Below are 25,137 nucleotides of genomic sequence, written 5' to 3'. Positions count from 1 at the left end.
CCGACAGGGGTGAGGATGTTCGAGGAAGAAAACGCGCAATGGGGGCTGGTGCATGCCCTGGTGCTGGACGGTAAAGGCGGTGCGCGTTCGATTGCCCGGACTGAGCTCGACGACCTGCAACTGCAGCCCCAGGAAAGCCTGTGGTTGCACTGGGATCGCAGCCACCCCCAAACCCAGACCTGGCTGCGCAAATCCAGTGGGCTGAGCGAGTTCGCCTGCGACCTTTTGCTGGAGGAAAACACCCGCCCGCGCTTGTTGCCGTTGCCGGAGGCCGAACTGCTGTTGTTTCTGCGCGGGGTTAACCTCAACCCAGGGGCCGAGCCGGAAGACATGGTCTCGGTGCGCATTTTCGCTGCCGCCAGCCGCGTGATCTCCCTGCGCTTGCGCCCGCTGCGCGCCACCGATGAGCTACTGGTGGAGCTGGCGGACGGCAAAGGCCCCAAAACCGCGTCTGAACTCATCCTTTATATGGCGCAGTACCTGACCAATAAAGTGCAGGATCTGGTCACGGACCTGTCGGAAGTCGTGGATACCGAGGAAGAAAAACTCGATACCGACGAACGGTATACGCCGGAGCACGGCAGCATTTTGCAGATCCGTCGGCGCGCGGCCGGGCTCAAGCGTTTCCTGGCGCCGCAACGGGATATTTTTGCCCAGCTCACACGCATCAAGTTGCCATGGTTTTGTGACGACGATGCCGACTACTGGAACGAATTGAACAACAGCCTGACGCGTTACCTCGAGGAGCTCGAACTGACCCGAGAGCGCGTGGGGCTTGTGCTTGAGGCCGAAGACCGGCGCTTGAGCGTGCGCATGAATCGCACCATGTACCGCTTCGGGATCATCACCGGAATTTTCCTGCCGATGAGTTTTTTGACCGGCTTGCTGGGGATCAATGTGGGCGGCATACCGTTATCGACGAGTCCTTATGGATTCATGGTTGCTTGCCTGTTGATGGTGTCGGTCGCCCTGGGACAATGGTGGCTATTTCGACGATTACGCTGGGTTTGAGCTGAATATGACCTGAACGTAGGAAGGGTCTCATGTGACCCGACGAATTTTACCCTCGTCTTTTAAAACACTTGCGAGAGGTCTTTTATGCACGATCCGTTCGAACAGTCTTTGCGTGACATGCTCAATGCCTCGCCGTCCAACCGCGACGACGATGCTTGCCTTGGCCGCGTGTTGAAAACCGCCAACCGGCAGGTGGGGGCGGGTGATCTGTTCGGTCTGCTCGGTCGCTGGCTGCCTGCGTTGATGATGGCCCTGAACAACGGTTCGGCCCACGTATCACCGGTTTCCCGTCATAAACCTCTTGCTCGCACTGCTGATAAGGCTGATTGAATATGGAACTTGATCTCTGGACCCAGAGCCTGGTCACCGCGATGACCGCATTGTGGACCAAGGTGGCGAACTTCATTCCCAACCTGTTTGGTGCGTTGGTGCTGGTATTGCTGGGCTTTGTCGTGGCCAAGCTGCTCGACACCCTGCTATCGAAGTTGCTTGCGAAACTAGGCCTTGACCGCCTGATGGCGGGTACCGGCCTGACCAAGCTGCTGGGGCGCGCCGGGTTGCAAGTGCCGATCTCCACATTGATCGGCAAGATCGTTTATTGGTTTGTGCTGCTGATTTTCCTGGTTTCTGCCGCTCAATCCCTTGGACTCGAGCGAGTTTCAGCTACGCTCGACATGCTGGCGCTGTATTTGCCGAAGGTTTTCGGCGGCGCGCTGGTGCTGCTGGTAGGCGTTCTGCTGGCGCAACTGGCCAATGGGCTGGTGCGCGGCGCCGCCGAAGGCGTTGGGCTGGACTATGCCGCCGGCCTGGGGCGAATCGCCCAAGGGCTGGTGATCATCATCAGTATTTCGGTCGCGATCAGCCAATTGGAAGTCAAGACTGACCTGCTGAACCACGTGATCGTGATCGTTTTGATTACCGTTGGTCTGGCTGTTGCGCTGGCCATGGGCTTGGGAAGTCGGGAAATTGCCGGTCAGATCCTGGCTGGAATCTATGTGCGTGAGTTGTATCAGGTGGGGCAACACGTACGTGTGGGCGAGGTCGAAGGGCAAATCGAGGAGATCGGTACAGTCAAGACGACGGTGCTGACCGACGACGGCGACCTGGTGTCGTTGTCCAATCGGATTCTCCTGGAGCAGCAGGTCAATAGCCGCTAATCCGGCAAACCCTGCTAATGTACGCCGCCGCAAACCCGGCTGACCGGGCTGTAGCGGACATTGACCTGACTGTCGGCACGACTTGTTTTGAATAAAGCCCAAACGCTGTCCACGCGCTATGACCCCCGTGAGCTCTCTGATGAGGAGTTGGTCGCGCGCGCACACACGGAGCTGTTTCACGTAACTCGCGCGTACGAAGAATTGATGCGCAGATATCAACGCACTCTGTTCAACGTTTGTTCAAGGTATTTAGGGAACGATAGAGATGCGGATGATGTCTGTCAGGAAGTGATGCTCAAGGTGTTGTACGGCCTGAAGAACTTCGAGGGCAAATCGAAGTTCAAGACCTGGCTATACAGCATCACGTACAACGAGTGCATCACGCAGTATCGCAAGGAACGGCGAAAGCGTCGCTTGATGGACGCGTTGAGTCTTGACCCCCTTGAGGAGGCGTCTGAAGAAAAGGCGCCGGCACCCGAGGAGAAGGGCGGACTTGATCGCTGGTTGGTGTATGTGAACCCGATTGACCGGGAAATTCTGGTGCTACGTTTTGTCGCAGAGCTGGAATTCCAGGAAATCGCTGACATCATGCACATGGGTTTGAGTGCTACAAAAATGCGTTACAAGCGTGCTCTAGATAAATTACGTGAGAAATTTGCGGGCGAGACTGAAACTTAGTGCGTGGCAAATATCTCTTACGTGTAGGCAAGTTCTGTTAGACTTGTCGCCGAGTTGTCCCCCGGTTTGTGGGACTGCTTTACAATCACCAGATGGGGATTTAACGGATGAAACTGAAAAACACCTTGGGCTTGGCCATTGGTTCTCTTATTGCCGCTACTTCTTTCGGCGTTCTGGCACAAGGCCAAGGCGCAGTTGAAGGCGAGCTGTTCTACAAGAAGCAGTACAACGATAGCGTCAAGCACATCGAAGACGGCTTCAACCCTGGCGCTCGCATCGGTTACTTCCTGACCGACGACCTGTCCTTGAACCTGTCCTACGACAAGACCAACCACACCCGTTCGAACGACGGTACTGGCAACCAGAAGATCAAAGGTGATACCGGCAGCCTCGTTGCCCAATATCACTTCGGTCAAGCTGGCGTAGACAGCCTGCGTCCATACGTAGAAGGCGGTTTCGGTCACCAGAGCCGTACCAACGTACTGGCTGACGGCCACAGCGGTCGCGACCAGACCACTTTCGCTACCGTTGGTACCGGTGTGAAGTACTACTTCACCAACAACCTGTACGCTCGTGCCGGTGTTGAAGCTGACTACGGTCTGGACAACGGCAAGTGGGACTACTCCGCACTGGTCGGCCTGGGCGTGAACTTCGGCGGTAACGCTGGCGCAGCTGCTCCAGCTCCTACCCCAGCACCAGCTCCAGAGCCAACTCCAGAGCCAGAAGCTCCAGTTGCTCAGGTTGTTCGTGTTGAGCTGGACGTTAAGTTCGACTTCGACAAGGCCGTTGTTAAGCCTAACAGCTACGGCGACGTGAAAAACCTGGCCGACTTCATGGCTCAGTACCCAGCTACCAACGTAGAAGTTGCTGGTCACACTGACTCCGTAGGTCCAGACGCTTACAACCAGAAGCTGTCCCAGCGTCGTGCTGACGCTGTTAAGCAAGTCCTGGTTAAAGACGGCGTGGCTCCTAGCCGTGTAACTGCTGTAGGTTACGGCGAATCCCGCCCAGTTGCCGACAACGCAACTGAAGCTGGTCGTGCTGTTAACCGTCGCGTAGAAGCGTCGGTTGAAGCTACCGCTCAGTAATCACTGAGATGTAGAAAAAAACCCGGCTCCGGCCGGGTTTTTTTTGCGTGAAATTTGTCTCAGGCACTTATCGCAGTTGCGACATAAGCCGCCTGTTCGGCGGCGGCGACACGGCCTATCACCAGGATGGCCGGGCTCTTCAAGGCAAATTCGTGTGCATCTTCCTGCATTCTCGATAGATCGCTGCGGCATTCGCGCTGCTGGGGCAGCGACGCATTTTCTATCATCGCGACAGGCATATCCGCGGCCATCCCGCCTTCCAGCAACTGCTGACGGATCTCTTCCAGCTTGGCCACGCCCATATAAATCACCAGCGTTGTGCCGCCTTCAGCCAAGGCACGCCAATTGAGTTGGCTGTCGTCCTGAGTGTGCGCCGTAACCAGGGTCACGCCGCGGCTGACACCACGCAATGTCAGTGGAATGGCGCAGTTGGTCGCGCCCGCCAACCCGGCGGTAATCCCGTTGACCAGCTCCACTTCGACGCCGCGCTCGCGCAGCCACATGGCTTCTTCGCCTCCGCGCCCGAAGATGCACGGGTCGCCGCCCTTAAGCCGCACCACACACTTGCCCTGGCGTGCGTAACGGAGTATCAGGCGGTGGATAAAGTCCTGCGGGGTTGAGCGGCAGCCGCCACGTTTACCCACAGTAACTACCCGCGCCCCGGTGCAGTGCTGCAGTACCACTGGGTTGACCAGGTCATCGATCAACACCACATCGGCTTCGTTCATTGCCCGTACCGCCTTGAGGGTCAACAACTCCGGGTCGCCGGGGCCAGCGCCCACCAGCCAGACTTTTGCATTCATGAGGGTTCCCTCGTGTAGATGAATTCAGCTATGAAAGAGTGAATACAGCAGTATCAGGTTGATCAGCAGCGACAGCAGCGCCAGGGTTCGCCAGACCTTCAACGGTTCGCGCTCCAGCAGTGGCCTGGGGCGAATGCTCAGCTCGCGTCGATCGGCTTGCTCCAGCACCAGCAACCATTCTTCGGCGGTTTCGTAGCGTTGTGCAGGTTGTGCCGCCACGGCTCGCTCCAGGCTGAGCGGTAGCCAGTCCGGCAGGTCGGGGCGATAGCGGCTGGCGCTGAACGGCTGAGTGAACCTGGGCCGCTGGAAGGCTTCGATTTCGCCGTAGGGGTAGTGCCCGGTCAGCAGGTAATACAGCGTGACGCCAACACTGTATAAATCCTGCTGAGGCGTAGGACGCTCGCCATTGAAGGCCTCGGGTGCGATAAAGCTTGGGGTCCCGGGCAGCGCATGGGCTTGATCCTCTGAAAGGCCCGGGCAATATGCCAGCCCAAAATCCAGCACACGCAACTCACCGTCGTCTCCCAGCAGCAGGTTTTCCGGCTTGATGTCGCGGTGCAGGATCTGGCGGCGATGCAACATGCCCACCGCTCGCAGCAAGCGCTCTGCCACGCACTGCCACTGCGCCAGGGGTAACGGGCCCTGGCGCTGGAAAAGTTCGGCGAGGGTCTGTCCCCGATATTCGCGCATCACGTAATACAAATGCTGACGCGCGCTGGCCGCATGAACTTCGGGAAACGCCCGACCGGCCACGCGTCGCAAGAACCATTCTTCCGCGAGCAGGGCCTGGCCGGCGTCGCTGTCGTTGTCGCGGTTCAGCGGCAGGGTTTTCAGGAGCCAGGGTTGCTGCTGGGCATCGCGTACTCGGTATAACAATGACTGGCGGCTTTGCGCCAGCAGGGCGTCTACCTGCCAGCCCTCGAAGTGTTGGCCGGGTTTCAAGGTCGGCGGCACGGGCCACTGCTGCAAGTGCACCAGGGCATCGCCCAGCGTGGCTTCGCCGAGGGTATCGATGCGCACCAGCAGGGCGCTTGCATTGTCCTGGCTACCGGCCAGGTGCGCCGCGTTGACCAGCGTGTTTACCGCCAGGTCCAGGTCAGTCTGCTCGCGCAGGATCGCGCGGATGCTGTGATCGCCCAGGGTGGCCCAAACGCCATCGCTGAGCAGCAGGAAGCATTCGCCCTCACGCAATTGGCCGTCGAGAAAATCCAGCACCAGGTGTTGATCCAGGCCAAGCGCACGCTTGAGCACATGCTGCATGCCCGGCTGCTCCCACACGTGATCTTCGCTGATGCGCTGCAACTCGCCGTCTAGCCAGCGATACGCCCGACAATCGCCCACATGCGCCAGGGTGAAACGTTGCCCGCGAAATACCAGGGCGCTGAGCGTGGTCAGCAACGGCTGGCCACCGCCATTGGCCTGCAGCCAGCGGTTTTGCGCCAGCAGCAAGCGTTCCAGTGCCTGTGCCACGCCCCAGGTTTGCGGCGTGGCGTAGTAGTCCATGGCCAGGGCCTGTAAGGTCGAGCGGGCAGCCAGGCCACCGTCGGCGCATTGGCTGACACCGTCGGCCATGGCGCACAGGTAACCTTTGCTTGCGGCCAGTTCCGCCACGGGCGTGACCACCCGCAGCGCGTCCTGGTTTTCTGCCCGGGGGCCGATGGCGCTGGCCTGGGCGACGCTCAGTTGCAGGCTCATCAGACGCGCGCAGCAGTCACGGCCGCCGAGCCCCAGGTGGTTCTCCAGCGACGCTTGACGCCATGCAGGCCGAACCAGGCCAGCACGCCCAGGCTGGCGAACAACCACAGGGCCAATTGATAGCTGCCGGTGCTTTGCTTGATGGCGCCCATCCCGGCGGCGAGGGCGAAGCCGCCGATGCCGCCGGCCATGCCGATCAGGCCGGTCATTACGCCGATTTCACGCCGGAAACGCTGTGGCACCAATTGGAATACCGCGCCGTTGCCTGCGCCCAGGCCGAGCATCGTGCAGACGAAAAGTGCCAGCGCCGCGTAGGAACTGGGCAGGTTGAAACCCACCGCCGCAATGCAGATTGCCGCCACGCTGTACATGCCGAGCAGGGTACGGATCCCGCCGAAGCGGTCGGCCAGGGCACCGCCCAGGGGGCGCATCAGGCTGCCACCGAACACGCAGGCGGCGGTGTAGTAGCCTGCGGTCACCGGGCTCAGGCCGTACTGGTCGTTGAAGTAACCGGGAAGGGCACTGGCCAGGCCGATAAAGCCGCCGAAGGTTACGCTGTAGAAAAACATGAACCACCAACTGTCGCGGTCACCCAGGGCCTTGAAGTAGTCAGCCATGGATTTCGCTTTAGGGCGCTCAGGCGCATTTTGCGCCAGCCAGGCGAACACGATCAGGGTCAGGATCAGCGGAATCAGTGCGAAACCGAATACATTGCTCCAGCCAAACGCCGCCGCCAGCACGGGCGCCAGCAAGGCCGCGAACACGGTGCCCGAGTTACCGGCACCGGCAATGCCCATGGCCTTGCCCTGGTGTTCCGCCGGGTACCACTGCGAGGCCAGGGGCAATGCCACCGCGAAGGAAGCGCCGGCCATGCCGAGGAACAGTCCCAGCAGCAACGCTTGCTCGTAAGTGTGAATCCCCAGTTTCCAGGCGCCGAACAACGCGACGATCACGATGACCTGACCCATCATCCCGGCGGTCTTGGGCGACAGCTTGTCGGCCAGCATGCCCATCAAAAAGCGCAGCACCGCGCCCGCCAGGATCGGAGTGGCCACCATCAGCCCGCGTTGCTGGGTGGTCAGGTGCAGGTCGGCGGCAATCTGCACCGCCAGCGGGCCCAACAAATACCAGACCATGAAGCTCAGGTCGAAATACAGGAACGCGGCAAACAGGGTCGGGGTGTGCCCGGATTTCCAGAAGCTTGATTTCATCACGCACCTCAACGGTTGGGAGTCTTGTAAGAAGGCCTGGTGATGGAGTCGCCGGCTGAGGCCACCCCACCGGCCCCCATGACGGGGGCCAAAAACGAAAAAACGCCGCCACCGGGTTCGCGTGGGCAAACCGGATGTGCGACGTCTTTGTCGTGGAGGGGCAACCGCCGTTGGTTACCTGTGTTGATTGTTTAGCAAGAGATGAGCCAAATCAGCCGAGCAACTCGCTCATGGCGATAATCTGCTCAGCCACCTGGATCAGTTTCTGCTGGCGGCTCATGGCCTGGCGGCGCATCAGGGTGTAGGCCTCTTCCTCATTGCAGTCTTTCATTTTCATCAACATGCCCTTGGCCAGTTCGATGCGTTTGCGCTCGGCCAACTGTTGGTCCCGGGCCTGAAGCTGGGCGCGCAGGGCCTGGTCGCTTTCGAAGCGGGCCATTGCCACGTCGAGAATCGGCTGCAGGCGCTGGGCCTGGATACCTTCGACGATGTAGGCGCTGACGCCAGACTTGATTGCCTGGCGCATCACATCCGGGTCATGTTCATCGGTAAACATCACGATCGGCCGGGGTTGGTCGCGGCTGACCAGCACCACCTGTTCCATCACATCGCGGCCCGGTGACTCGGTATCGATCAGGATCACGTCCGGGCGCACCGTTTCGACGCGTGCCGGCAGGTCGATGGTCAGGCCCGACTCATCGATCACCTCAAAACCGGCTTCGATCAGTGCGGTTCTGAGGCGTCCGACCTTGCGCGGGGTGTCATTGATCAACAGGATTCGCAGCATGGAAGTACTCCTGTCAGCGCAAGGCTTGGCGGCTGGCGTGATCGGCCAGCGCATGCAGGCGAAAGCTGCGGGCGTAGTCGGCCGGGTCAGAGCCATCCCACACCTTGCCGTCGATCAACTGGCTGCTGCGCATGTCGCGTTGCGCTGCACTGATGCCCAACGCCTCGGCCGCCTGGCGATACAGCGCCAGTTGCTGCACCTGGCGCGCAACGCCCAGGTAGTCGGGGTCGTCGCGCAGCAGGCCCCAGCGGCGAAACTGGGTCATGAACCACATGCCGTCTGAGAGGTACGGCAGGTTTACCTCGCCGTCAGCAAAAAAGCGCAGCGCGTGGGGGTCTTGCCACTGGTTGCCCAGGCCGTCGTCATAAGTGCCCAGCAGGCGCGGTTCGATGCAATTGAGCGGGGCATCCAGATAGTCACGGCCGCTGAGCAACTGCGCGGTGGAACGGCGGTTTTCGGTGCTCTCTTCTATAAACCGGCTGGCTTCGAGGATGGCCATCACCAATACCCGGGCGGTATTGGGGTATTGGTCGACGAATGCCTGGGTGCAGCCGAGCACTTTTTCCGGATGATCGGGCCAGATCGCCTGGGTGGTCGCCAGGGTAAAGCCCTGGCTTTGCGCGACTGCGCTGGCGCTCCAGGGTTCGCCGACGCAAAAGCCGTCGATACGCCCGGCCTGCAGGTGTGCAACCATTTGCGGGGGCGGGACCACGACGCTGTCCACGTCCTGCAACGGATGAATGCCTTGGCTTGCGAGCCAGTAATACAACCACATGGCGTGCGTGCCTGTGGGAAAGGTCTGGGCAAAGGTCAGTTTTGTTCGGCTTTGGTGCACGTGGCGGTCCAGTGCCTCAGGAGTGACCACCCCCTGCTGCTGCAGGCCGTGGGAGAGGTTGATGCTCTGGCCGTTCTGATTGAGCCCCATCAATACCGCCATCTCGGTGGGCGCGACGCCGCCGATACCCAGGTGCACGGCATAGATCAACCCGTACAGGCTGTGGGCGGCGTGCAGTTCGCCGCTGACCAGTTTATCCCGCAGGTTGGCCCATGAGGATTGGCGCTTGAGGTTCAGGGTCAGGCCATAGGGCTGGGCGAAACCCTGGGTCGCGGCCACCACCAGGGACGCGCAATCGCTCAAGGCCATGAAGCCCAGGTCGAGGCTGCTCTTTTCCGGGGCATCACTGCCGTTGACCCATGCCAGCGGGTCGTTTATCGGGCTGTTGCCAACCGAATCGCTCATCAACACCTACCTTTTCTTTCAAAAAAAAGCGCCGTTCCCGCAGATGACGGTGCACGTCATGGCGGGTAACGACGCCTTTGTCCATCAGCCCGCTCCGCCGTTGGTGCGCGCTTTGATACGGAGTGCATAGCAAGGCACATGCCACGGGCCGGCAGGGGCAATCGCTCGTCAACTTTCCATCAAGATTGAAATCGGGCTGGCTCTCAGTATGGCCGCTTCTTAAACCCAGGCCGCCCCAGGAACCCCACGGTGTACGCTGATTTCACTGCATTGATGTCTCGCCTGCGGCGTTGTCGCGGGCTGCTGTTTGCCGCGCTGATGCTGGGGAACATGCTCGCCAGGGGCGCCACCTATGAAGCGCGGGACGAGAGCCTGCACACTGTTTTCAGCGCTTTGTCGGTGCCCTTGGGCGTGCCCGTGGTTGTGAGCCGGGAAGTGGCGCGTCAACGTTTCAGTGGGGTGCTGGCGCTCGACGCATCGCAACAGACGCTGGAGTCCCTGGCGCTGCAGCACGGCTTGATCTGGTATGGCGATGGGCAAGCGATTTTTGTCTATGACGCCAGTGAGGCGAAAAGCTCGGTGGTGGCGCTGCGGCATCTTTCCATCGACCGGTTTCGCAGCCTCATGCGTCGTTCGGGGCTCGATGAGACGCGCTACCCCTTGCGCGTCAGCGAGGGGCGCACCTTCTATGTGTCGGGGCCGCCCAACTACGTCGACCAGGTGTTGCGCCTGGCTCAATTGATGGACCGCCAGCGCGCCGGGCTGCGCGTGGGTAGCCAGGCCTTTGGCGTGGCTCACGTGCTGAATACCCCTGTGGCCGACCGCGAGTACGCCATGGGCGACCAGAAGGTGACGGTGCCGGGCATGGCGTCGACGATCCAGGCCCTGCTGGCGAGTGAGCACAAGGGGCCGCTGGCTGACCGGAGCCTTGGGGTGACCGCTTATGCCGATACCAACAGCCTGCTGATCAAGGGTAAACCTGCACAGGTGAAGTTTATCGAGCAACTGGTGGCGGAACTGGACACGCCCAGGCGAGCCGTCGAAGTCTCGTTGTGGCTGGTGGACATGAACCGTGACGACATGAAAAAGCTGAACCTCGTCCCGGACAATCAAACCAGCGCATCAAACGCGCACGTTCCGGCGCCGCTGGAAGACCGGCAGTTGATGGAGCAGATCGCCGCGCTTGAACGTCGACGCCGTGCAAGGGTGGTGACGTTACCGGTGGTGCTTACCCAGGAGAACGTACCGGCCGTGTTCGAAGACAACCATACCTTTTACCTGTCGGCTCCCGGAAACGACACGGCTGACTGGAAACCTGTGCCCTATGGTTCTCAGGTCAGTGTGCTGCCGCGCATTGTTGAAGCGAATCAAATCGAGATGTTGCTCAATGTGCAGGATGGCCGCCAGGTCAGTGAGGTGGGGCGGCGTGGTAAACCCACAGCCGTTGGGCGTGTGAGTGTGAGCACGGTGGTGCGCGTGCCCCAGGGCCGGCGCCTGTGGCTGGGAGCGTTCCGGCGTGACGCGCGCGAGCCGGCGTACGGCGTGGCGCGAAGCGATCCTGCCGAGGTTCGTCTGTTTGTGGTTCAGGCCCGGGTGGTCAGCAGCGAAGGGCAGGGCATGTCTGCAGGCTTGGGGCCTCCGCCCTTGACTGCGGCGCAGTACGAGCGGGTGCAACGCGCGTTTGTACGACCGGGCAGTGATCTCTCTCCGTGAATAAGGCGTTAACCCATGCATCTGGAAATTCTTCTGCAGGAACAACTGATCAGTCGCAGGCGCCTGGCCGCCTTTGCGCCTGGGAAGGTGTTGCCGTTGGCGCCCACGGTCATCCATAGCGTTGAGGTGCGGGTCAACGGCCAGCTGTTTGCCTTGGGTGAGCTGGTGCAGTTGGAGGATCGACTTGGGGTTGAGCTGTACGAGGTCTATCAACAATGGGCGCCAGATGGTTGAAGAAAATTCCGACAGGGCAGTTCTTGAAGTCGCCGGATCTATGGCTTTTTTCCTAGCGTGGCTTGCGAAGCAGGTTTCTATAGTCGTGGCGTGGGCGCTGGAGCCCGTATGGAAAATAAGGATTTCAATGTCATTAGTTGGATGCCGAGGTAGCTATGGCCGTCGTGGATGAACGTATGCCGACGACTTCACTGGTCTTTGCCCATTGGACGTTGCATGGCGATGGCCGCCTGACCGGCAGGACCACGGACGTTCAACTGCCGCCCAAGGAGTTGCAGGTTCTGCGGTTGCTGTTGGGGTCTGGCGGGGTGCTGATGACCAAGGATCATCTGTTGGAGCAGGCGTGGCCCCAGGGGGAAGTTGCCGAGGAGTCGCTGACACGTTGTATCTATTCGCTGCGCAAACACCTTGGCGCCGACAAGACATTTATCAAGACGATCTATGGCAGAGGGTATCGCTTTACATGCCCAGTGGAGACCGAGACGCGCATGAGAGCGGCTGGGCAGGTGTGCTTGACCTGCGGCCGAGTCAGCCATGGGTAGGTTCTGGCGCAGGGCCTTCCTGTTTATGGCGGTGATGAGCAGTGAGCAGGCGCTGGCCTTTTGCTGGGAGGAAACGGCCCGTCGCTACGATATCGAGCCGGAATTGCTGCAGGCCATCGCTGCCGTGGAGTCGGATAATCGGCCAGAGGCGGTCAACCCTGCCAACCGCAACGGCAGCCGGGATATCGGCCTGATGCAAATCAACAGCATCCATTTGCCCCGCCTGCTCCAGTCGGGCATTACCGAGGAGCGGCTATTGCGTGAGCCCTGCCTGTCGGTGGAGGTGGCGGCTTCGATTCTGGCCGAATTCATCCAGCGGTTTGGCTACAACTGGACGGCGGTGGGGGCCTACAACGCGGGCACCGGGCCCGAGCGTGAGGCACTGCGCATGCGCTATGCAGAAAAGATCTGGTCGCGTTATGAGGCGCTGATGCAGCAGCGTTAGTAAGGTTTGGCCGGCACGCCTCGCGTGCATGGTGTGACCCCGGCTATAATCGGCGCCACCTTTCGCTGCCATCCGAGTCTAGCCCGCCCATGTATACCCTGGCCCGCCAGCTGTTGTTCAAACTCTCCCCGGAAACCTCCCACGATCTGTCCCTGGACCTGATCGGCGCGGGCGGCCGCCTGGGGCTCAATGGCCTGGTATGCAAGGCACCGGCAAAAATGCCGGTGTCGGTGATGGGGCTCGATTTTCCCAATCCGGTCGGGCTGGCTGCGGGCCTGGACAAGAATGGCTCGGCCATCGACGGCTTCGCGCAATTGGGTTTTGGCTTTGTCGAGATCGGCACCGTGACGCCGAGACCGCAACCGGGTAACCCCAAGCCGCGTATTTTCCGCCTGCCGGAAGCGCAGGCGATCATCAACCGCATGGGCTTCAACAACTTGGGCGTTGATCATCTGCTGTCGCGGGTTCAGGCCGCCAAGTACAAAGGCATCCTGGGCATCAACATCGGCAAGAACGTTGACACCCCGGTCGAGCGTGCGGTGGATGATTACCTGATCTGCCTAGACAAGGTCTACGCCCACGCCAGCTACGTCACCGTCAACGTCAGCTCGCCCAACACCCCGGGTCTGCGCAGCCTGCAATTTGGCGACTCGCTCAAGCAACTGCTCGAAGCCTTGCGCCAGCGCCAGGAAGACCTGGCCGTGCGCCACGGCAAACGCGTGCCCCTGGCCATCAAGATTGCCCCGGACATGAGCGATGAAGAAACCGTGCTGGTAGCCCAGGCGCTGGTGGATGCCGGTATGGATGCGGTGATTGCAACCAACACTACCCTGAGCCGGGTCGGCGTCGAAGGCCTGGCCCATGGCGATGAAGCCGGTGGCCTGTCGGGCGCGCCGGTACGGGACAAGAGCACCCATATCGTCAAGGTGCTGGCTGCCGAGCTGGCCGGTCGTTTGCCGATTATCGCGGTAGGCGGTATTACCGAAGGTAAGCATGCGGCCGAGAAGATCGCCGCGGGCGCCAGCCTGGTGCAGTTGTACTCCGGTTTTATCTATAAGGGCCCTGAACTGATCCGCCAGTCGGTGGATGCGATTGCGGCATTGCCCAAAAAAGCCTGAGCCACAGCCCATAAAAAGGGCTCCATAAAGGAGCCCCCTGGGCCGAAGCCCGCCGCCCGGATAGGACGTGCGTGGTTAAGTCGTTACATATTCAAAGGTGGTGTGTCGGAATTAAGTGCCCTGATTAGCCGACGGCGTGAAGTTCGTTGAGTCTGTGGATTCCCGCAGTGCCAGTCATACCGTCCCAGTTGTCGCCGCGTCCTTCTCGCCAGCCGTTGATCCAGGCTTGGCGTACCGACGGTAGAGTAAATGGGCAAAGCTCACGGGATTTGCCATGAACGCCATATTGATATCCGCGTAAAAAAGCTCTTTCCAACGGATCACGCTTAAGTCTTCTCATAGGGTGTTTCCCTCACTTGTTGACTGTCTTGATATCCTTCGGCCTCGTCTGAGGCCGGGCAGAGTTTTTCTGCCGTTGGTGGGCTCGCTGCCGGCGTGGCGAGCCAAGTGTCGGCGTCGTTACGGCGCCAACCTGTGTTGAGTTCTAACCAATAGGTCACATGGATTCAATGATCGTTTTGTCATAAGCACGTAACGATAACGATGCTATAGCCATAAGCTGGGCTGGCTTTTCGCCCCATTTGTGTGGCAAAGCCAGCTATGATGCAGCCTGCATAGAGGACGGGTTGAGTCCTTAAGTGAGAATGTCCTCCTGTTGCAGTCGGTTTTTATTCGACGAAGGGTCGGAATATTTCTTTTTGTTGCTTAAAAAATTCATCCTGCCCCGTCACTAAAGGCTCAAGGGCCCGGCAGACGGGGTGGAACGGCACATTCGTGCCACGCGAGCACTCTTCAAGAAAAGTGCTCGATTGAAAATCGAACCGGCGATGCGTCGCCCGTTCACTTATCGCTGAAAAGCCTGGAATGCCCCATGTCGGACCGTTTTGAACTCTTCCTCACTTGCCCCAAAGGCCTCGAAGGCCTGCTGATCGAGGAAGCCGTCGGGCTTGGCCTTGAGGACGCGCGCGAGCACACCTCGGCCGTGCGCGGCATGGCCGACATGGAAACCGCCTATCGCCTGTGCCTCTGGTCGCGCCTGGCCAACCGTGTGCTGCTGGTGCTCAAGCGCTTCCCGATGAAGGACGCCGAAGACCTCTACCACGGCGTGCTGGATATCGAGTGGGCCGATCACATGGTGTCTGACGGCACCCTGGCGGTGGAATTCAGCGGTCACGGTTCGGGCATCGACAACACCCACTTCGGCGCGCTGAAGGTCAAGGATGCAATCGTCGACAAATTGCGCACCCCGACCGGCGAACGGCCCTCCATCGACAAGATCAACCCGGACCTGCGTATCCACCTGCGCCTGGACCGTGGTGAAGCCATCCTGTCCCTCGACCTCTCCGGCCACAGCCTGCACCAACGCGGTTATCGCTTGCAGCAAGGCGCGGCGCCGCTGAAGGAAAACCTGGCGGCCGCGATCCTTATCCGCGCTGGCTGGCCGCGTATTGCCGCTGAAGGCGGCGCGCTGACCGACCCGATGTGCGGCGTCGGTACGTTCCTGGTCGAAGGCGCGATGATTGCCGCCGACATGGCGCCCAACCTCAATCGCGAACTGTGGGGCTTTACGACCTGGCTGGGTCACGTTCCGGCGCTGTGGAAGAAACTGCACGCAGAGGCCACTGAACGCGCGGCCATCGGCATGAACAAAACCCCGCTGTGGGTACGTGGCTACGAGGCGGACCCGCGGTTGATCCAGCCCGCGCGCAACAACATCGAGCGCGCCGGCCTGAGCCACTGGATCAAGGTGTATCAGGGCGAAGTGGGCACCTTCGAGCCGCGCCCGGACCAGAACCAGAAAGGCCTGGTGATCTGCAACCCACCCTACGGCGAACGCCTGGGTGACGAAGCCAGCCTGTTGTACCTCTACCAGAACCTTGGCGAGCGTCTGCGCCAGGCGTGCATGGGTTGGGAAGCGGCGGTATTCACCGGCGCGCCGGACCTGGGCAAGCGCATGGGCATCCGCAGCCACAAGCAGTACTCGTTCTGGAACGGCGCGTTGCCGTGCAAATTGCTGCTGATCAACGTCAACCCGGACCAGTTCGTCACAGGCGAGCGCCGCACCCCGGAGCAGCGCCAGGCCGAACGTGAGCAGGCCGCTTACGATCAGGCCCCGGTCGAGCCGCAAGAGCGTCAGTACAACAAGAACGGTAACCCGATCAAGCCGGCCCCGGCCCCGGTGGTGGAGCAGGCGCGCTTGAGCGAAGGCGGGCAGATGTTCGCCAATCGCCTGCAAAAGAACCTTAAGTTGCTGGGCAAGTGGGCCAAGCGCGAAGGCGTGGACTGCTACCGTGTGTACGACGCCGATATGCCGGAATACTCCATGGCCATCGACCTGTACCACGATTGGGTCCACGTACAGGAATACGCCGCGCCCAAGTCCATCGACCCGGAAAAAGCCTCCGCGCGCATGTTCGATGCCCTGGCCGCCATCCCCCAGGCACTGAACATCGACAAGAGCCGCGTCGTGGTCAAGCGTCGCGAGCGCCAGAGCGGCACCAAGCAGTACGAGCGCCAGAGCGCCCAGGGCAAGTTCACCGAGGTCAGCGAAGGCGGCGTGAAGTTGCTGGTCAACCTCACCGATTACCTGGACACCGGCCTGTTCCTGGACCACCGCCCGATGCGCATGCGCATTCAGAAAGAGGCGGCCGGCAAGCGTTTCCTCAACCTGTATTGCTACACCGCCACCGCCAGTGTGCACGCGGCCAAGGGCGGCGCGCGCAGCACCACCAGCGTCGACCTGTCCAAGACCTACCTGGACTGGGCCCGTCGCAACTTCTCGCTCAACGGTTTCTCTGACAAGAACCGTCTGGAGCAGGGTGATGTGATGGCGTGGCTGGAGGCCAGCCGCGATGAGTTCGACATGATCTTCATCGACCCGCCGACCTTCTCCAACTCCAAGCGCATGGAAGGCATCTTCGACGTGCAGCGTGACCACGTGCAGTTGCTCGACTTGGCCATGGCCCGCCTGGCACCGGGCGGCGTGCTGTACTTCTCGAACAACTTCCGCAAGTTCCAGCTCGAGGACAACCTCAGCGCACGCTATGCGGTCGAGGAAATCAGCGACAAAACCATCGACCCGGATTTTGCGCGTAATGCCAAGATCCACCGGGCCTGGAAAATCACCGCTCGCTGATCGCCGTAGCCAACAGCCGCACGCCTGGTTTATTCCGCGCTTGCGGCTTTTTTGCGCTGGTCAAACCCTGGGTCGGTAGCTATAACTAAGGCCTAGCCAAAGTGACACCCCCGCACGCTGGCGTTGTGAGTGTTGCCTATGCCGTTGCAAGCTGTCCGCCCGAAAATCCTAGGCTTTATCAGTGAACAGGCGTCGGCTTGGCTGGTGGCATTGGTGGTGTTTCTGTCAGGGTGTGCCCTGGCACTCGTCGTCGCCTGGGCCGCCTCCGATCTCTATCAGCAACAGGTGCGCCAGCGCTTCCAGTTGCTGGTCAACGAGCGGTATACCCGCTTGCAGGAACGCTTCGATGATCAGGAACAACGCCTGAACAGCCTGCGAAGGTTCTTCGTTAACTCCAATGATGTGTCCCGCGAAGAGTTCGATGGTTTCGCCCAGCCTTTATTGCTGCGCGCCCGTGCCTATGCCTGGGCGCCGCGGGTATTTCATGAGCAGCGCAGCCAGTTTGAGCAAGAAGCGTCGCGCTTGCGCGGTGAGCCTTTTACGATCCGTGAATTGAACTCGGCCGGTGAGTTGGCCCCGGCGCCGGAGCGCAATGAGTACGTGCCGGTACTCTACATCCAGACACAAAGCCAGCTGGGGTCGCCCCTGGGCTTTGACCTGCTGGCCCAGCCCCTGCGGCGCTCAACCCTTGAGCGCGCACAAAAGAGCGGCCGGTTGGCGGTGTCCCAACCTATGCAATTGGTGGGCGTGGAGCCCGCCTACGCCACCGGGGTATTGCTGGTGGCGCCAGTCGCTTCGGAGCAGTCCGCGACTGAGTTTCGTGGCTATGTGATGGCCGTCATCAGCATGCGCCAACTGATGGCCGACGGTTTGCCCAAGCCGGAGCGGGACAACCTGGTGATGCAGATCATCGATACCTCCGACCAGCAAAGCCGCGTGCTGTATGCCTCCGACACTACGTTGGGCGACAGCGGGCTGGTGGGCGCGCGCCGTCTTACCCTGGGTGACCATGTTTACGCGCTCACCCTGCGCCCGAGCCGGGTGTTCGACCAGTCCAACCATTCTTCGCTGACCGCCATCCTGACCATGGGTGGGTTGCTCAGCCTATTGCTCAGCGCCTTGCTCTATGTGCTGGTCAGCCAGCGCCAGCGCGCCTTGAAACTGGTGGAGCAACGCACCGTACAGTTGCGCCTGCGCGAGCAGGAATTGCGCGACGCCCACGGCCAATTGCGCAGTGTGCTGAATGCCGCCACCCAGGTCGCGATCATCGCCACTGACCTGCGGGGCGTCATCAATACGTTCAATGCCGGTGCCGAACAGATGCTCGGGTTCACGGCCGAGCAGGTGGTGGGCAAGTTGACCCTGGAGAGCCTGCACCTGCCGCAAGAGCTGGAAACGCGCTCCGCCAGCCTGAGCGTGACCCTGGGCAAGCGCATTCCCGCCAGCCAGGCGATGCTGGGAGAAAATACCGACAACCTGCATGAAGCCCACGAATGGACCTTGGTGCGCCGCGATGGCAGCCAGTTGACGGTGAACATGCTCGCCACGGTGTTACTCGATGATCATGGTTTGTGGATCGGGCACTTGGCGATCTACCTGGATGTTACCGAGCAGAAGCGCGCCTACGAGGCCTTGGCGGCGCGCGACCGCCTGTTGAAGAAACTCAGCGCCCACGTGCCCGGCGGGATTTTCCAGTTCACCCTGGAACCCCAGGAGAACTGGCGCTTTATCTATGCCAGTGATGGCATGCGCGACATTTATGAAATCGAAACGGGGGTGTTGCAGCAGGACGCGAAGAAGGCCTTCGAACGTATCCATCCGCTGGATGTGGAACGTGTGCGCGACTCGATACGGCTGTCGGCGTTGCAGTTGAGTCACTGGCGCGAAGAGTACCGGGTGATGCTGCCGCAACGCGGCCTGCGCTGGATTCGTGGCGAGGCTACCCCCGAAGAGTTACCCGGTGGCGGTACGTTATGGCACGGCTATGTGTCGGACATTTCCGATCTCAAACGGGTGGAAGAAGAGCTGCGGGCGCTGTCCATTACCGACTCCCTCACCGGTATTCATAACCGTCGTTATTTCCAGGATCGTCTGAAGGCCGAGATGGTTCGGGTCAACCGGACTTGCGGGGCGCTGTCGGTGATCATGCTGGACATCGATCATTTCAAACGGATCAACGACAAGCATGGGCATGCCGTCGGCGATGGCGTGTTGCAGGAGTTATGCAAACGCATCAGCCAGCGCCTGCGGCGCACCGACGTGTTCTGCCGCTTGGGGGGCGAGGAGTTCATGGTGCTGTGCCCCAACACTGACGGTGAGCAGGCCTATAACCTGGCAATGGATCTGTGGCAGTCGCTGCGCAACGAGCCGATGGCCCCGGTGGGTATCGTCACCGCCAGCTTTGGTGTGGCCAGTTGGCGGGTCGACGAAGGCATCGATGGCTTGTTGCTGCGCGCGGACTCGGCGGTTTACTTGGCCAAGCAGACGGGCAGGGACCGGGTGGAAACCGAACTCTTGCGGGTCTGATGGCCGACGCAGGGCAACAGGTGTGCGGTGTCTGTCAGAGTACGGGAGCCGCGGCCGCCAGTTTAGGCTGGCGATACAGGTCCAGCAGCACCTGATCCAACACCGACGAAGCGCCCCATGGCTTCGGATCATTCAGAATCGCTACCACTGCCCAGGTGTTGCCGTTGTTATCACGGCTGAACCCGGCGATGGCGCGCACGGTGTTCAAGGTGCCGGTCTTGACGTGGGCTTCGCCGCGCATGGCGGTGGTCTTCAGGCGTTTGCGCATGGTGCCGTCAGTGCCGGCAATCGGCATCGAGCTGATGTATTCCGCGGCATAGGGACTTTTCCAGGCGGCTTGCAGCATGGCGGCCATCTCGCGGGCGCTGACCCGTTCGGCACGGGACAGGCCGGAGCCGTTCTCCATCACCAGGTGCGGCGCGGTGATGCCTTTCTTCGCCAGCCACTGGCGCACCACGCGTTGCGCGGCCTTGGCATCGTCGCCATCGGCATCGTTGCGAAACTGCGCGCCGAGGCTTAGGAACAACTGCTGGGCCATGGTGTTGTTACTGTATTTGTTGATGTCGCGGATGATTTCCGCCAGGTCCGGCGAGAATGCACGGGCCAGCACCTTGGCATCCTTGGGGACCGGTGCCTGGATATCACGGCCCTGGATGCTGCCGCCCAGTTCCTTCCAGATCGCACGCACAGCGCCGGCGGTGTAGGTGGCGTGGTCCAACAGTGACAGGTAGGTCTGCGAACTGCAGCCGTCGGCCAACTGGCCGCTGACGGTGACCGTTACGCTGCCATCGGCGGCGGTGACCGGGTTGTAGCGCACGTCACCGGTGCATTGCTTGGCGTTGGAAACCTTGACCTGATTGTCGATGCGAATACTGGCGATCGGCGGCTCGACCGACACGATCACGCGCCCGGAGTCATTGCGGGTCACGAAGCGCAAGGCCTTGAGGTTAACCAGCAACGCGTCGGGCTTGACCAGGAACGGTTTGTTCTCGTCATTGCCATCGTCGTTGAACTCGGGCAACTGCGGCTGGATAAAGAAGCCGCGGTCCAGCACCAGGTCGCCGGTGACTTGCTGCACGCCGTTGGCGCGCAGGTCGCGCATCAGCAGCCAGAGCTTTTCCATGTTCAGCTTGGGATCGCCGCCGCCCTTGAGGTACAGGTTGCCCTGCAACACGCCACCGCTGAGGGTGCCGTCGGTGTAGAACTCGGTTTTCCACTGATGGTTGGGCCCGAGCATTTCCAGGGCCGCGTAGGTGGTGACCAACTTCATGGTGGACGCGGGGTTCACCGAGACGTCGGCATTGAAGACGGTGGGGGTGCCTGGCCCGTTGAGGGGGATCATCACCAGGGACAGCGCGGTATTTTGCAGCTTGGCCTTCTGAAGGGCCTGCGCAACGTTGGGTGGCAGGGTGTTATTGACTGGGGCGGCCTTGGCGCAGAAGGCCAGTGGCAGAAGAAAACCGGCAAACAGAACTGAACGCAACGAGGGGGAACGCAACGATTTGATCATAAAGAATAAAACCCTACTGCTGAGGAGGGTGAAAAAAGGCGAGGGGTATGGATGAAAATCCCTCAATGGTCATGAAAGTGTCGGCATTATGCCCCAAGGTAGGCGCACTTGTAGCTGAACCATAGCTGGAAATCGGCGTTTTTTTGCCCGCATCGCACCGCCTGTCCCAGAGAGTCGGGCAATCGCCGCCTTAAACTGCTAAAGTGCCGCCCGTTATTACTTAAGAGGATTGTTCCAATGGCGACTAACCGTTCCCAGCGTCTGCGCAAAAAACTGTGCGTTGATGAATTTCAAGAGCTGGGTTTCGAACTGAACCTGGACTTCAACGAAGGCCTGAGTGAAGAAGCTATCGACGCTTTCCTCGAAGCATTCATCAAAGAAGCCATGGAAGCCAATGGCCTGGGCTACGTCGGCGGCGATGACTACGGTCTGGTTTGCCTGCAGAAGCGTGGCTCGGTATCCGAAGAGCAGCGCGCTGCTGTCGAAGCCTGGCTGAAAACCCGTTCCGAGCTGACCAAGGCTGAAGTCAGCCCGCTGCTGGACGTGTGGTATCCGGAAAAGCCGATCAACGCGGCCAAGTGATACTGAAAAAAACGGCGACCTGAGGGTCGCCGTTTTTTTATGCCTTGCGCCAGTTCAGAATCAGCAGTGTCAACACCCCCGCGACAATTCCCCAGAACGCCGACCCGATGGAAAACAACGTCAAGCCTGACGCGGTGACCATAAAGGTGATCAGCGCCGCTTCCCGTTCCTTCGGCTCGTTCATGGCGATGCTCAGGCCATTGATGATCGAGCCAAACAACGCCAAGGCCGCAATGGACAGCACCAGTTCCTTGGGCAACGCGGCGAACAGTGCCGCCAACGTCGCGCCGAACACCCCGGCAATCCCGTAGAACACACCGCACCACACGGCTGCCGTATAGCGCTTGTTACGGTCTTCATGGGCATGGGGCCCGGTGCAGATAGCCGCGCTGATGGCCGCCAGGTTGATGCCATGGGAGCCGAACGGTGCCAGCACCAACGAGGCCAGGCCTGTGGCGGTGATCAGCGGCGAGGCCGGCACGTTGTAGCCATCGGCCCGCAGCACGGCGACGCCCGGCATGTTCTGTGAGGTCATCGCCACCACGAACAGCGGAATGCCGATGCTGATGGTCGCCGCCACTGAAAAATGCGGCGTGGTCCATACCGGCGTTGCCACTTCCAGGTGAAAGCCGCTGAAATCCAGCAACCCCATCAGACCCGACAGTGCAGTGCCGATCACCAGCGCGGCCAGCACCGCATAGCGCGGCGACAGGCGCTTGATGATCAAGTAAGTGAAAAACATTCCCAGCACCAGGCCGGTGCGATGTTGCGCGGCGACGAAAATCTCGCTGCCGATCTTGAACAGAATGCCGGCGAGCAAGGCCGCCGCCAGCGACGCCGGAATGCGCTTGACCAGTTTTTCAAAGCTGCCGGTCAGCCCGCAGATGGTTACCAGCACCGCACAGGTGATGTAGGCACCGATGGCTTCGCCATAAGTCACGCCGCCCAGGCTGGTGATCAATAGCGCGGCACCCGGCGTGGACCAGGCGATGGTAATGGGCGTGCGATAACGCAGGGACAGGCCGATGCTGCACACCGCCATACCGATGGAAATCGCCCAGATCCACGACGAAATCTGCGCCGTGGTCAAGCCGGCGGCCTGGCCGGCCTGGAACATCAGCACCAGAGAGCTGGTGTAGCCGGTCATCATGGCGATAAAGCCTGCGACGATGGCCGAGGGGGACGTGTCGGCCAGCGGGCGCAAGGGCGCTTGAGCGGCGTCGGTCATGGTGAGGTGTTCCTTTTACCGGAGAAATTACAGATTCAAGCCTAAACTCAAACATGACCGCCCCTTGCAATACAGCCGAGGCCGCAAACAGCCGTACAGTGTGTTGGCGCATTGGGTTGTGTACAATGTGCCACGTTTTTAGGTGATACTTGCCAGCGACCCGTTGTTGCCGTATTACCCTAAAGTTGCCGTATTACCGTTAATTCGCCGCCGTTCTCCCTACCCGAGTGCCCATGAACGAACAGTTGCAACCTCTCAAGAAACAACCGCGAGCCGGCAAGGCCGGACGCAGCGGAACCCAGGACGATATCGTCTACGCACATATCTTCGAGGCCATCCTCGAACAACGCCTGGCGCCCGGAACCAAATTGAGCGAAGAGGCACTGGGCGAAATCTTCGGCGTGAGCCGCACCATTATTCGCCGCGCCCTGTCGCGCCTGGCCCATGAGGGCGTGGTGCTGCTGCGGCCCAATCGCGGTGCGGTGGTTGCCAGCCCCAGTGTCGAAGAAGCGCGCCAGGTGTTCCTCGCGCGGCGGCTGGTGGAGCGGGCGATCACTGAATTGGCGGTGCAACACGCCACGGCCGAGCAGTTGGCCGAGTTGCGCCAGATGGTCAATGACGAACGCGACAGTTTCTCCCGTGGGGACCGTGGTGCGGGTATCCGCCTCTCCGGCGAGTTCCACCTCAAGCTGGCCGAGGCGGCCAAGAACGCCCCGCTGATCAGCTTCCAGCGCAGCCTGGTGTCCCAGACATCGTTGATCATCGCCCAGTACGAAAGCGGCAACCGCTCGCACTGTTCCTACGATGAGCACACCCAATTGATCGATGCGATCGAAGCCCGCGACGCGGCGCTGGCGGTGAACCTGATGATGCATCACATGGATCACATCGACAGCAAGCTCAACCTCGATGAAGAGAGCGCGTCGGATGATTTGCATGCGGTGTTTTCGCATTTGTTGCAGACCAAGAAGCCGGGGCGCTCTTCTATAAAGTTGTAAACCCGATCAGAAATGTGGGAGAGGGCTTGCTCCCGATAGTGCTGTATCAGTCACCTCATTCAGTGACTGACACCCTGCTATCGGGAGCAAGCCCCCTCCCACATTTGTTTTGTGTTGTGGCTGAAACTAGCGTTGATGCACGAGTTGGCCGGCGGCATAGGTCTGCAACACCGTCCGATCATCCCCCAGCGTCATGAGTACAAACAACGTCTCGGCGATGTTGTTGGCCTGCTTCAGGCGATAGCTCAGCAGCGGCGTGGCGTTATAATCCAGCACCAGAAAATCCGCATCGGTGCCCGGCTGCAAGGTGCCGATCTTGTCTTCCAGGCGCAGCGCCCGCGCGCCGCCCAGCGTCGCCAGGTACAGCGATTTGAACGGGCTCAAGCGCGCGCCCTGCAACTGCATGACCTTGTAGGCTTCGTTGAGAGTTTGCAGCAGCGAAAAGCTGGTGCCGCCGCCCACGTCCGTGCCCAGGCCGACATTCAATTTGTGTTTCTCTGCCATCGGCAGGTTGAACAAGCCACTGCCGAGGAAGAAGTTCGACGTCGGGCAGAACGCCACCGCCGAGCCGGTCTCCGCCAGCCGCGCGCATTCGTCATCGCACAGGTGTACGCCGTGGGCAAACACCGAACGCTCGCCCAGCAGGTTGTAGTGGTCATACACATCCAGATAGCCGCTGCGCTCGGGGAACAACGCTTTCACCCATTCGACTTCCTGTTTGTTCTCACTGATGTGGGTCTGCATGTACAGATCCGGGTATTCCCCCAGCAGTTGCCCGGCCAATGCCAATTGTTCCGGCGTGCTGGTCGGCGCGAACCGCGGCGTGACCGCATAGTGCAGGCGGCCCTTGCCGTGCCAGCGCTCGATCAGTGCCTTGCTTTGCTGGTAGCCGGATTCGGCGGTGTCGGTGAGGTAGTCCGGCGCGTTGCGGTCCATCATCACCTTGCCGGCGATCATGCGCAGGTCGAGCTTCTCGGCCGCTTCAAAAAATGCACTCACCGATTGCGGGTGCACGCTGCCGAATACCAGCGCGGTGGTGGTGCCGTTGCGCAGCAGTTCCTTGATAAAAATGTCCGCCACTTCTTCGGCATGGGCCTTGTCGGCGAACTGGCTTTCACACGGGAACGTGTAGGTGTTGAGCCAATCCAGCAACTGTTCGCCATAGGCGCCGACCATGCCGGTTTGCGGCAGGTGGATATGGGTGTCGATCAGGCCTGGGGTGATCAGTGCGTCCTGGTAATGGGTGATGTCGATATCGGCCGGCAGGGTCGGCAGCAGGTCGCTGGCGTGGCCGATGGCGCTGATCTGGCCGTTATCGATTACCAGCAGGCCGTCTTCGAAATATTCGTAGGACGCTTCGATGCCCACTTCGGCGGGGTCGGCGAGGCTGTGCAGGATGGCGGCGCGGTAGGCTTTGCGAGTCAAAGGCATG

General features: G+C 60.6%; 23 protein-coding genes. 14 read left to right on the top strand and 9 right to left on the bottom strand.

The window, feature by feature from the left end; genetic code table 11:
* Positions 1–15: 15 nt before the first annotated feature.
* The 5 genes from cmaX to KSS96_RS21345 all read left to right on the top strand — a co-directional run bounded on the left by cmaX (position 16) and on the right by KSS96_RS21345 (position 3,937).
* Positions 16–1,011: a divalent cation transporter CmaX gene (cmaX, locus tag KSS96_RS21365; protein WP_017527457.1), complete on the top strand. Its 996-nt coding sequence runs from the start codon at positions 16–18 to the stop codon at positions 1,009–1,011.
* Positions 1,012–1,098: 87 nt separating this feature from the next.
* Positions 1,099–1,344, top strand: coding sequence for a hypothetical protein (locus KSS96_RS21360; RefSeq protein WP_017527458.1), 246 nt, complete (start codon positions 1,099–1,101; stop codon positions 1,342–1,344).
* Positions 1,345–1,346: 2 nt separating this feature from the next.
* On the top strand, positions 1,347–2,171 hold the full coding sequence (locus KSS96_RS21355; protein WP_017527459.1) for a mechanosensitive ion channel family protein: 825 nt from the start codon (positions 1,347–1,349) through the stop codon (positions 2,169–2,171).
* 87 nt (positions 2,172–2,258) lie between these two features.
* Entirely contained in the window at positions 2,259–2,849 is a 591-nt protein-coding gene (sigX, locus tag KSS96_RS21350; RefSeq protein WP_003175518.1) for an RNA polymerase sigma factor SigX, read from the top strand.
* A gap of 107 nt (positions 2,850–2,956) precedes the next feature.
* Complete coding sequence (locus KSS96_RS21345) at positions 2,957–3,937, top strand: OmpA family protein (protein ID WP_017527460.1); 981 nt, start codon at positions 2,957–2,959, stop codon at positions 3,935–3,937.
* A 59-nt stretch (positions 3,938–3,996) separates the two neighbouring features.
* Here the strand turns inward: KSS96_RS21345 and cobA are convergent, their stop codons facing one another.
* From cobA to KSS96_RS21320, 5 genes are all read right to left on the bottom strand, one after another.
* Positions 3,997–4,740, bottom strand: coding sequence for a uroporphyrinogen-III C-methyltransferase (gene cobA / locus KSS96_RS21340; protein ID WP_065878206.1), 744 nt, complete (start codon positions 4,738–4,740; stop codon positions 3,997–3,999).
* Between the two features lie 24 nt (positions 4,741–4,764).
* Positions 4,765–6,435, bottom strand: a complete 1,671-nt coding sequence (locus KSS96_RS21335; RefSeq protein WP_065878204.1) for a bifunctional protein-serine/threonine kinase/phosphatase — start codon at positions 6,433–6,435, stop codon at positions 4,765–4,767.
* On the bottom strand, positions 6,435–7,646 hold the full coding sequence (locus KSS96_RS21330; RefSeq protein WP_017527463.1) for a nitrate/nitrite transporter: 1,212 nt from the start codon (positions 7,644–7,646) through the stop codon (positions 6,435–6,437). The genes KSS96_RS21335 and KSS96_RS21330 overlap by 1 nt, the downstream gene beginning before the upstream one ends.
* A 211-nt stretch (positions 7,647–7,857) precedes the next feature.
* Complete coding sequence (locus tag KSS96_RS21325; RefSeq protein WP_017527464.1) at positions 7,858–8,433, bottom strand: ANTAR domain-containing response regulator; 576 nt, start codon at positions 8,431–8,433, stop codon at positions 7,858–7,860.
* A 13-nt stretch (positions 8,434–8,446) separates the two neighbouring features.
* Positions 8,447–9,673 (bottom strand): CmpA/NrtA family ABC transporter substrate-binding protein, encoded by a 1,227-nt coding sequence (locus KSS96_RS21320; RefSeq protein WP_135196190.1) that lies wholly within the window; start codon positions 9,671–9,673, stop codon positions 8,447–8,449.
* Positions 9,674–9,922: 249 nt separating this feature from the next.
* Here KSS96_RS21320 and sctC point away from each other — a divergent pair, with 249 nt between their 5' ends.
* From sctC to KSS96_RS21295, 5 genes are all read left to right on the top strand, one after another.
* Entirely contained in the window at positions 9,923–11,386 is a 1,464-nt protein-coding gene (gene sctC / locus KSS96_RS21315) for a type III secretion system outer membrane ring subunit SctC (RefSeq protein ID WP_439653342.1), read from the top strand.
* 15 nt (positions 11,387–11,401) lie between these two features.
* On the top strand, positions 11,402–11,620 hold the full coding sequence (locus tag KSS96_RS21310) for a FliM/FliN family flagellar motor switch protein (RefSeq protein ID WP_017527467.1): 219 nt from the start codon (positions 11,402–11,404) through the stop codon (positions 11,618–11,620).
* Between the two features lie 155 nt (positions 11,621–11,775).
* Positions 11,776–12,162, top strand: a complete 387-nt coding sequence (locus tag KSS96_RS21305) for a winged helix-turn-helix domain-containing protein (RefSeq protein WP_065878199.1) — start codon at positions 11,776–11,778, stop codon at positions 12,160–12,162.
* Positions 12,155–12,607, top strand: coding sequence for a transglycosylase SLT domain-containing protein (locus KSS96_RS21300; protein ID WP_017527469.1), 453 nt, complete (start codon positions 12,155–12,157; stop codon positions 12,605–12,607). Before KSS96_RS21305 ends, KSS96_RS21300 begins: the two co-directional genes overlap by 8 nt.
* 89 nt (positions 12,608–12,696) lie before the next feature.
* The gene (locus KSS96_RS21295) at positions 12,697–13,725 is read left to right on the top strand and encodes a quinone-dependent dihydroorotate dehydrogenase (protein WP_017527470.1); all 1,029 of its coding nucleotides are present in this window, start codon (positions 12,697–12,699) and stop codon (positions 13,723–13,725) included.
* A 124-nt stretch (positions 13,726–13,849) separates the two neighbouring features.
* On the opposite strand, the gene rmf is transcribed toward KSS96_RS21295, so the two are convergent.
* Entirely contained in the window at positions 13,850–14,065 is a 216-nt protein-coding gene (gene rmf / locus KSS96_RS21290) for a ribosome modulation factor (protein ID WP_002553055.1), read from the bottom strand.
* Positions 14,066–14,596: 531 nt separating this feature from the next.
* Between rmf and rlmKL the strand changes: the two genes are divergently transcribed.
* Together rlmKL and KSS96_RS21280 are read left to right on the top strand one after the other, a co-directional pair.
* Positions 14,597–16,861, top strand: coding sequence for a bifunctional 23S rRNA (guanine(2069)-N(7))-methyltransferase RlmK/23S rRNA (guanine(2445)-N(2))-methyltransferase RlmL (rlmKL, locus tag KSS96_RS21285; protein ID WP_017527471.1), 2,265 nt, complete (start codon positions 14,597–14,599; stop codon positions 16,859–16,861).
* Between the two features lie 138 nt (positions 16,862–16,999).
* Positions 17,000–19,387 carry a sensor domain-containing diguanylate cyclase gene (locus KSS96_RS21280; protein WP_065878197.1) on the top strand — a complete coding sequence of 796 codons (2,388 nt, stop codon included), beginning with the start codon at positions 17,000–17,002 and terminating at the stop codon, positions 19,385–19,387.
* A 34-nt stretch (positions 19,388–19,421) separates the two neighbouring features.
* Here the strand turns inward: KSS96_RS21280 and dacB are convergent, their stop codons facing one another.
* A complete protein-coding gene (gene dacB, locus KSS96_RS21275; protein ID WP_017527473.1) occupies positions 19,422–20,897 on the bottom strand; it encodes a D-alanyl-D-alanine carboxypeptidase/D-alanyl-D-alanine endopeptidase in 1,476 nt (491 codons plus the stop codon).
* A gap of 237 nt (positions 20,898–21,134) precedes the next feature.
* Here dacB and KSS96_RS21270 point away from each other — a divergent pair, with 237 nt between their 5' ends.
* Complete coding sequence (locus KSS96_RS21270) at positions 21,135–21,479, top strand: YggL family protein (protein ID WP_003193255.1); 345 nt, start codon at positions 21,135–21,137, stop codon at positions 21,477–21,479.
* Between the two features lie 37 nt (positions 21,480–21,516).
* On the opposite strand, the gene KSS96_RS21265 is transcribed toward KSS96_RS21270, so the two are convergent.
* Positions 21,517–22,707: a benzoate/H(+) symporter BenE family transporter gene (locus KSS96_RS21265; protein ID WP_017527474.1), complete on the bottom strand. Its 1,191-nt coding sequence runs from the start codon at positions 22,705–22,707 to the stop codon at positions 21,517–21,519.
* Positions 22,708–22,940: 233 nt separating this feature from the next.
* Here KSS96_RS21265 and KSS96_RS21260 point away from each other — a divergent pair, with 233 nt between their 5' ends.
* Positions 22,941–23,705 carry a GntR family transcriptional regulator gene (locus KSS96_RS21260; protein WP_015885332.1) on the top strand — a complete coding sequence of 255 codons (765 nt, stop codon included), beginning with the start codon at positions 22,941–22,943 and terminating at the stop codon, positions 23,703–23,705.
* Between the two features lie 126 nt (positions 23,706–23,831).
* Here the strand turns inward: KSS96_RS21260 and guaD are convergent, their stop codons facing one another.
* Positions 23,832–25,136, bottom strand: a complete 1,305-nt coding sequence (gene guaD, locus KSS96_RS21255) for a guanine deaminase (RefSeq protein ID WP_068933572.1) — start codon at positions 25,134–25,136, stop codon at positions 23,832–23,834.
* Position 25,137: the final 1 nt, after the last annotated feature.

Source organism: Pseudomonas asgharzadehiana, from assembly GCF_019139815.1.
GTDB lineage: Bacteria > Pseudomonadota > Gammaproteobacteria > Pseudomonadales > Pseudomonadaceae > Aquipseudomonas > Aquipseudomonas asgharzadehiana.
The sequence above is the reverse complement of the archived record's forward strand: the minus strand, read 5'-3'. Positions and strand labels throughout refer to the sequence as shown.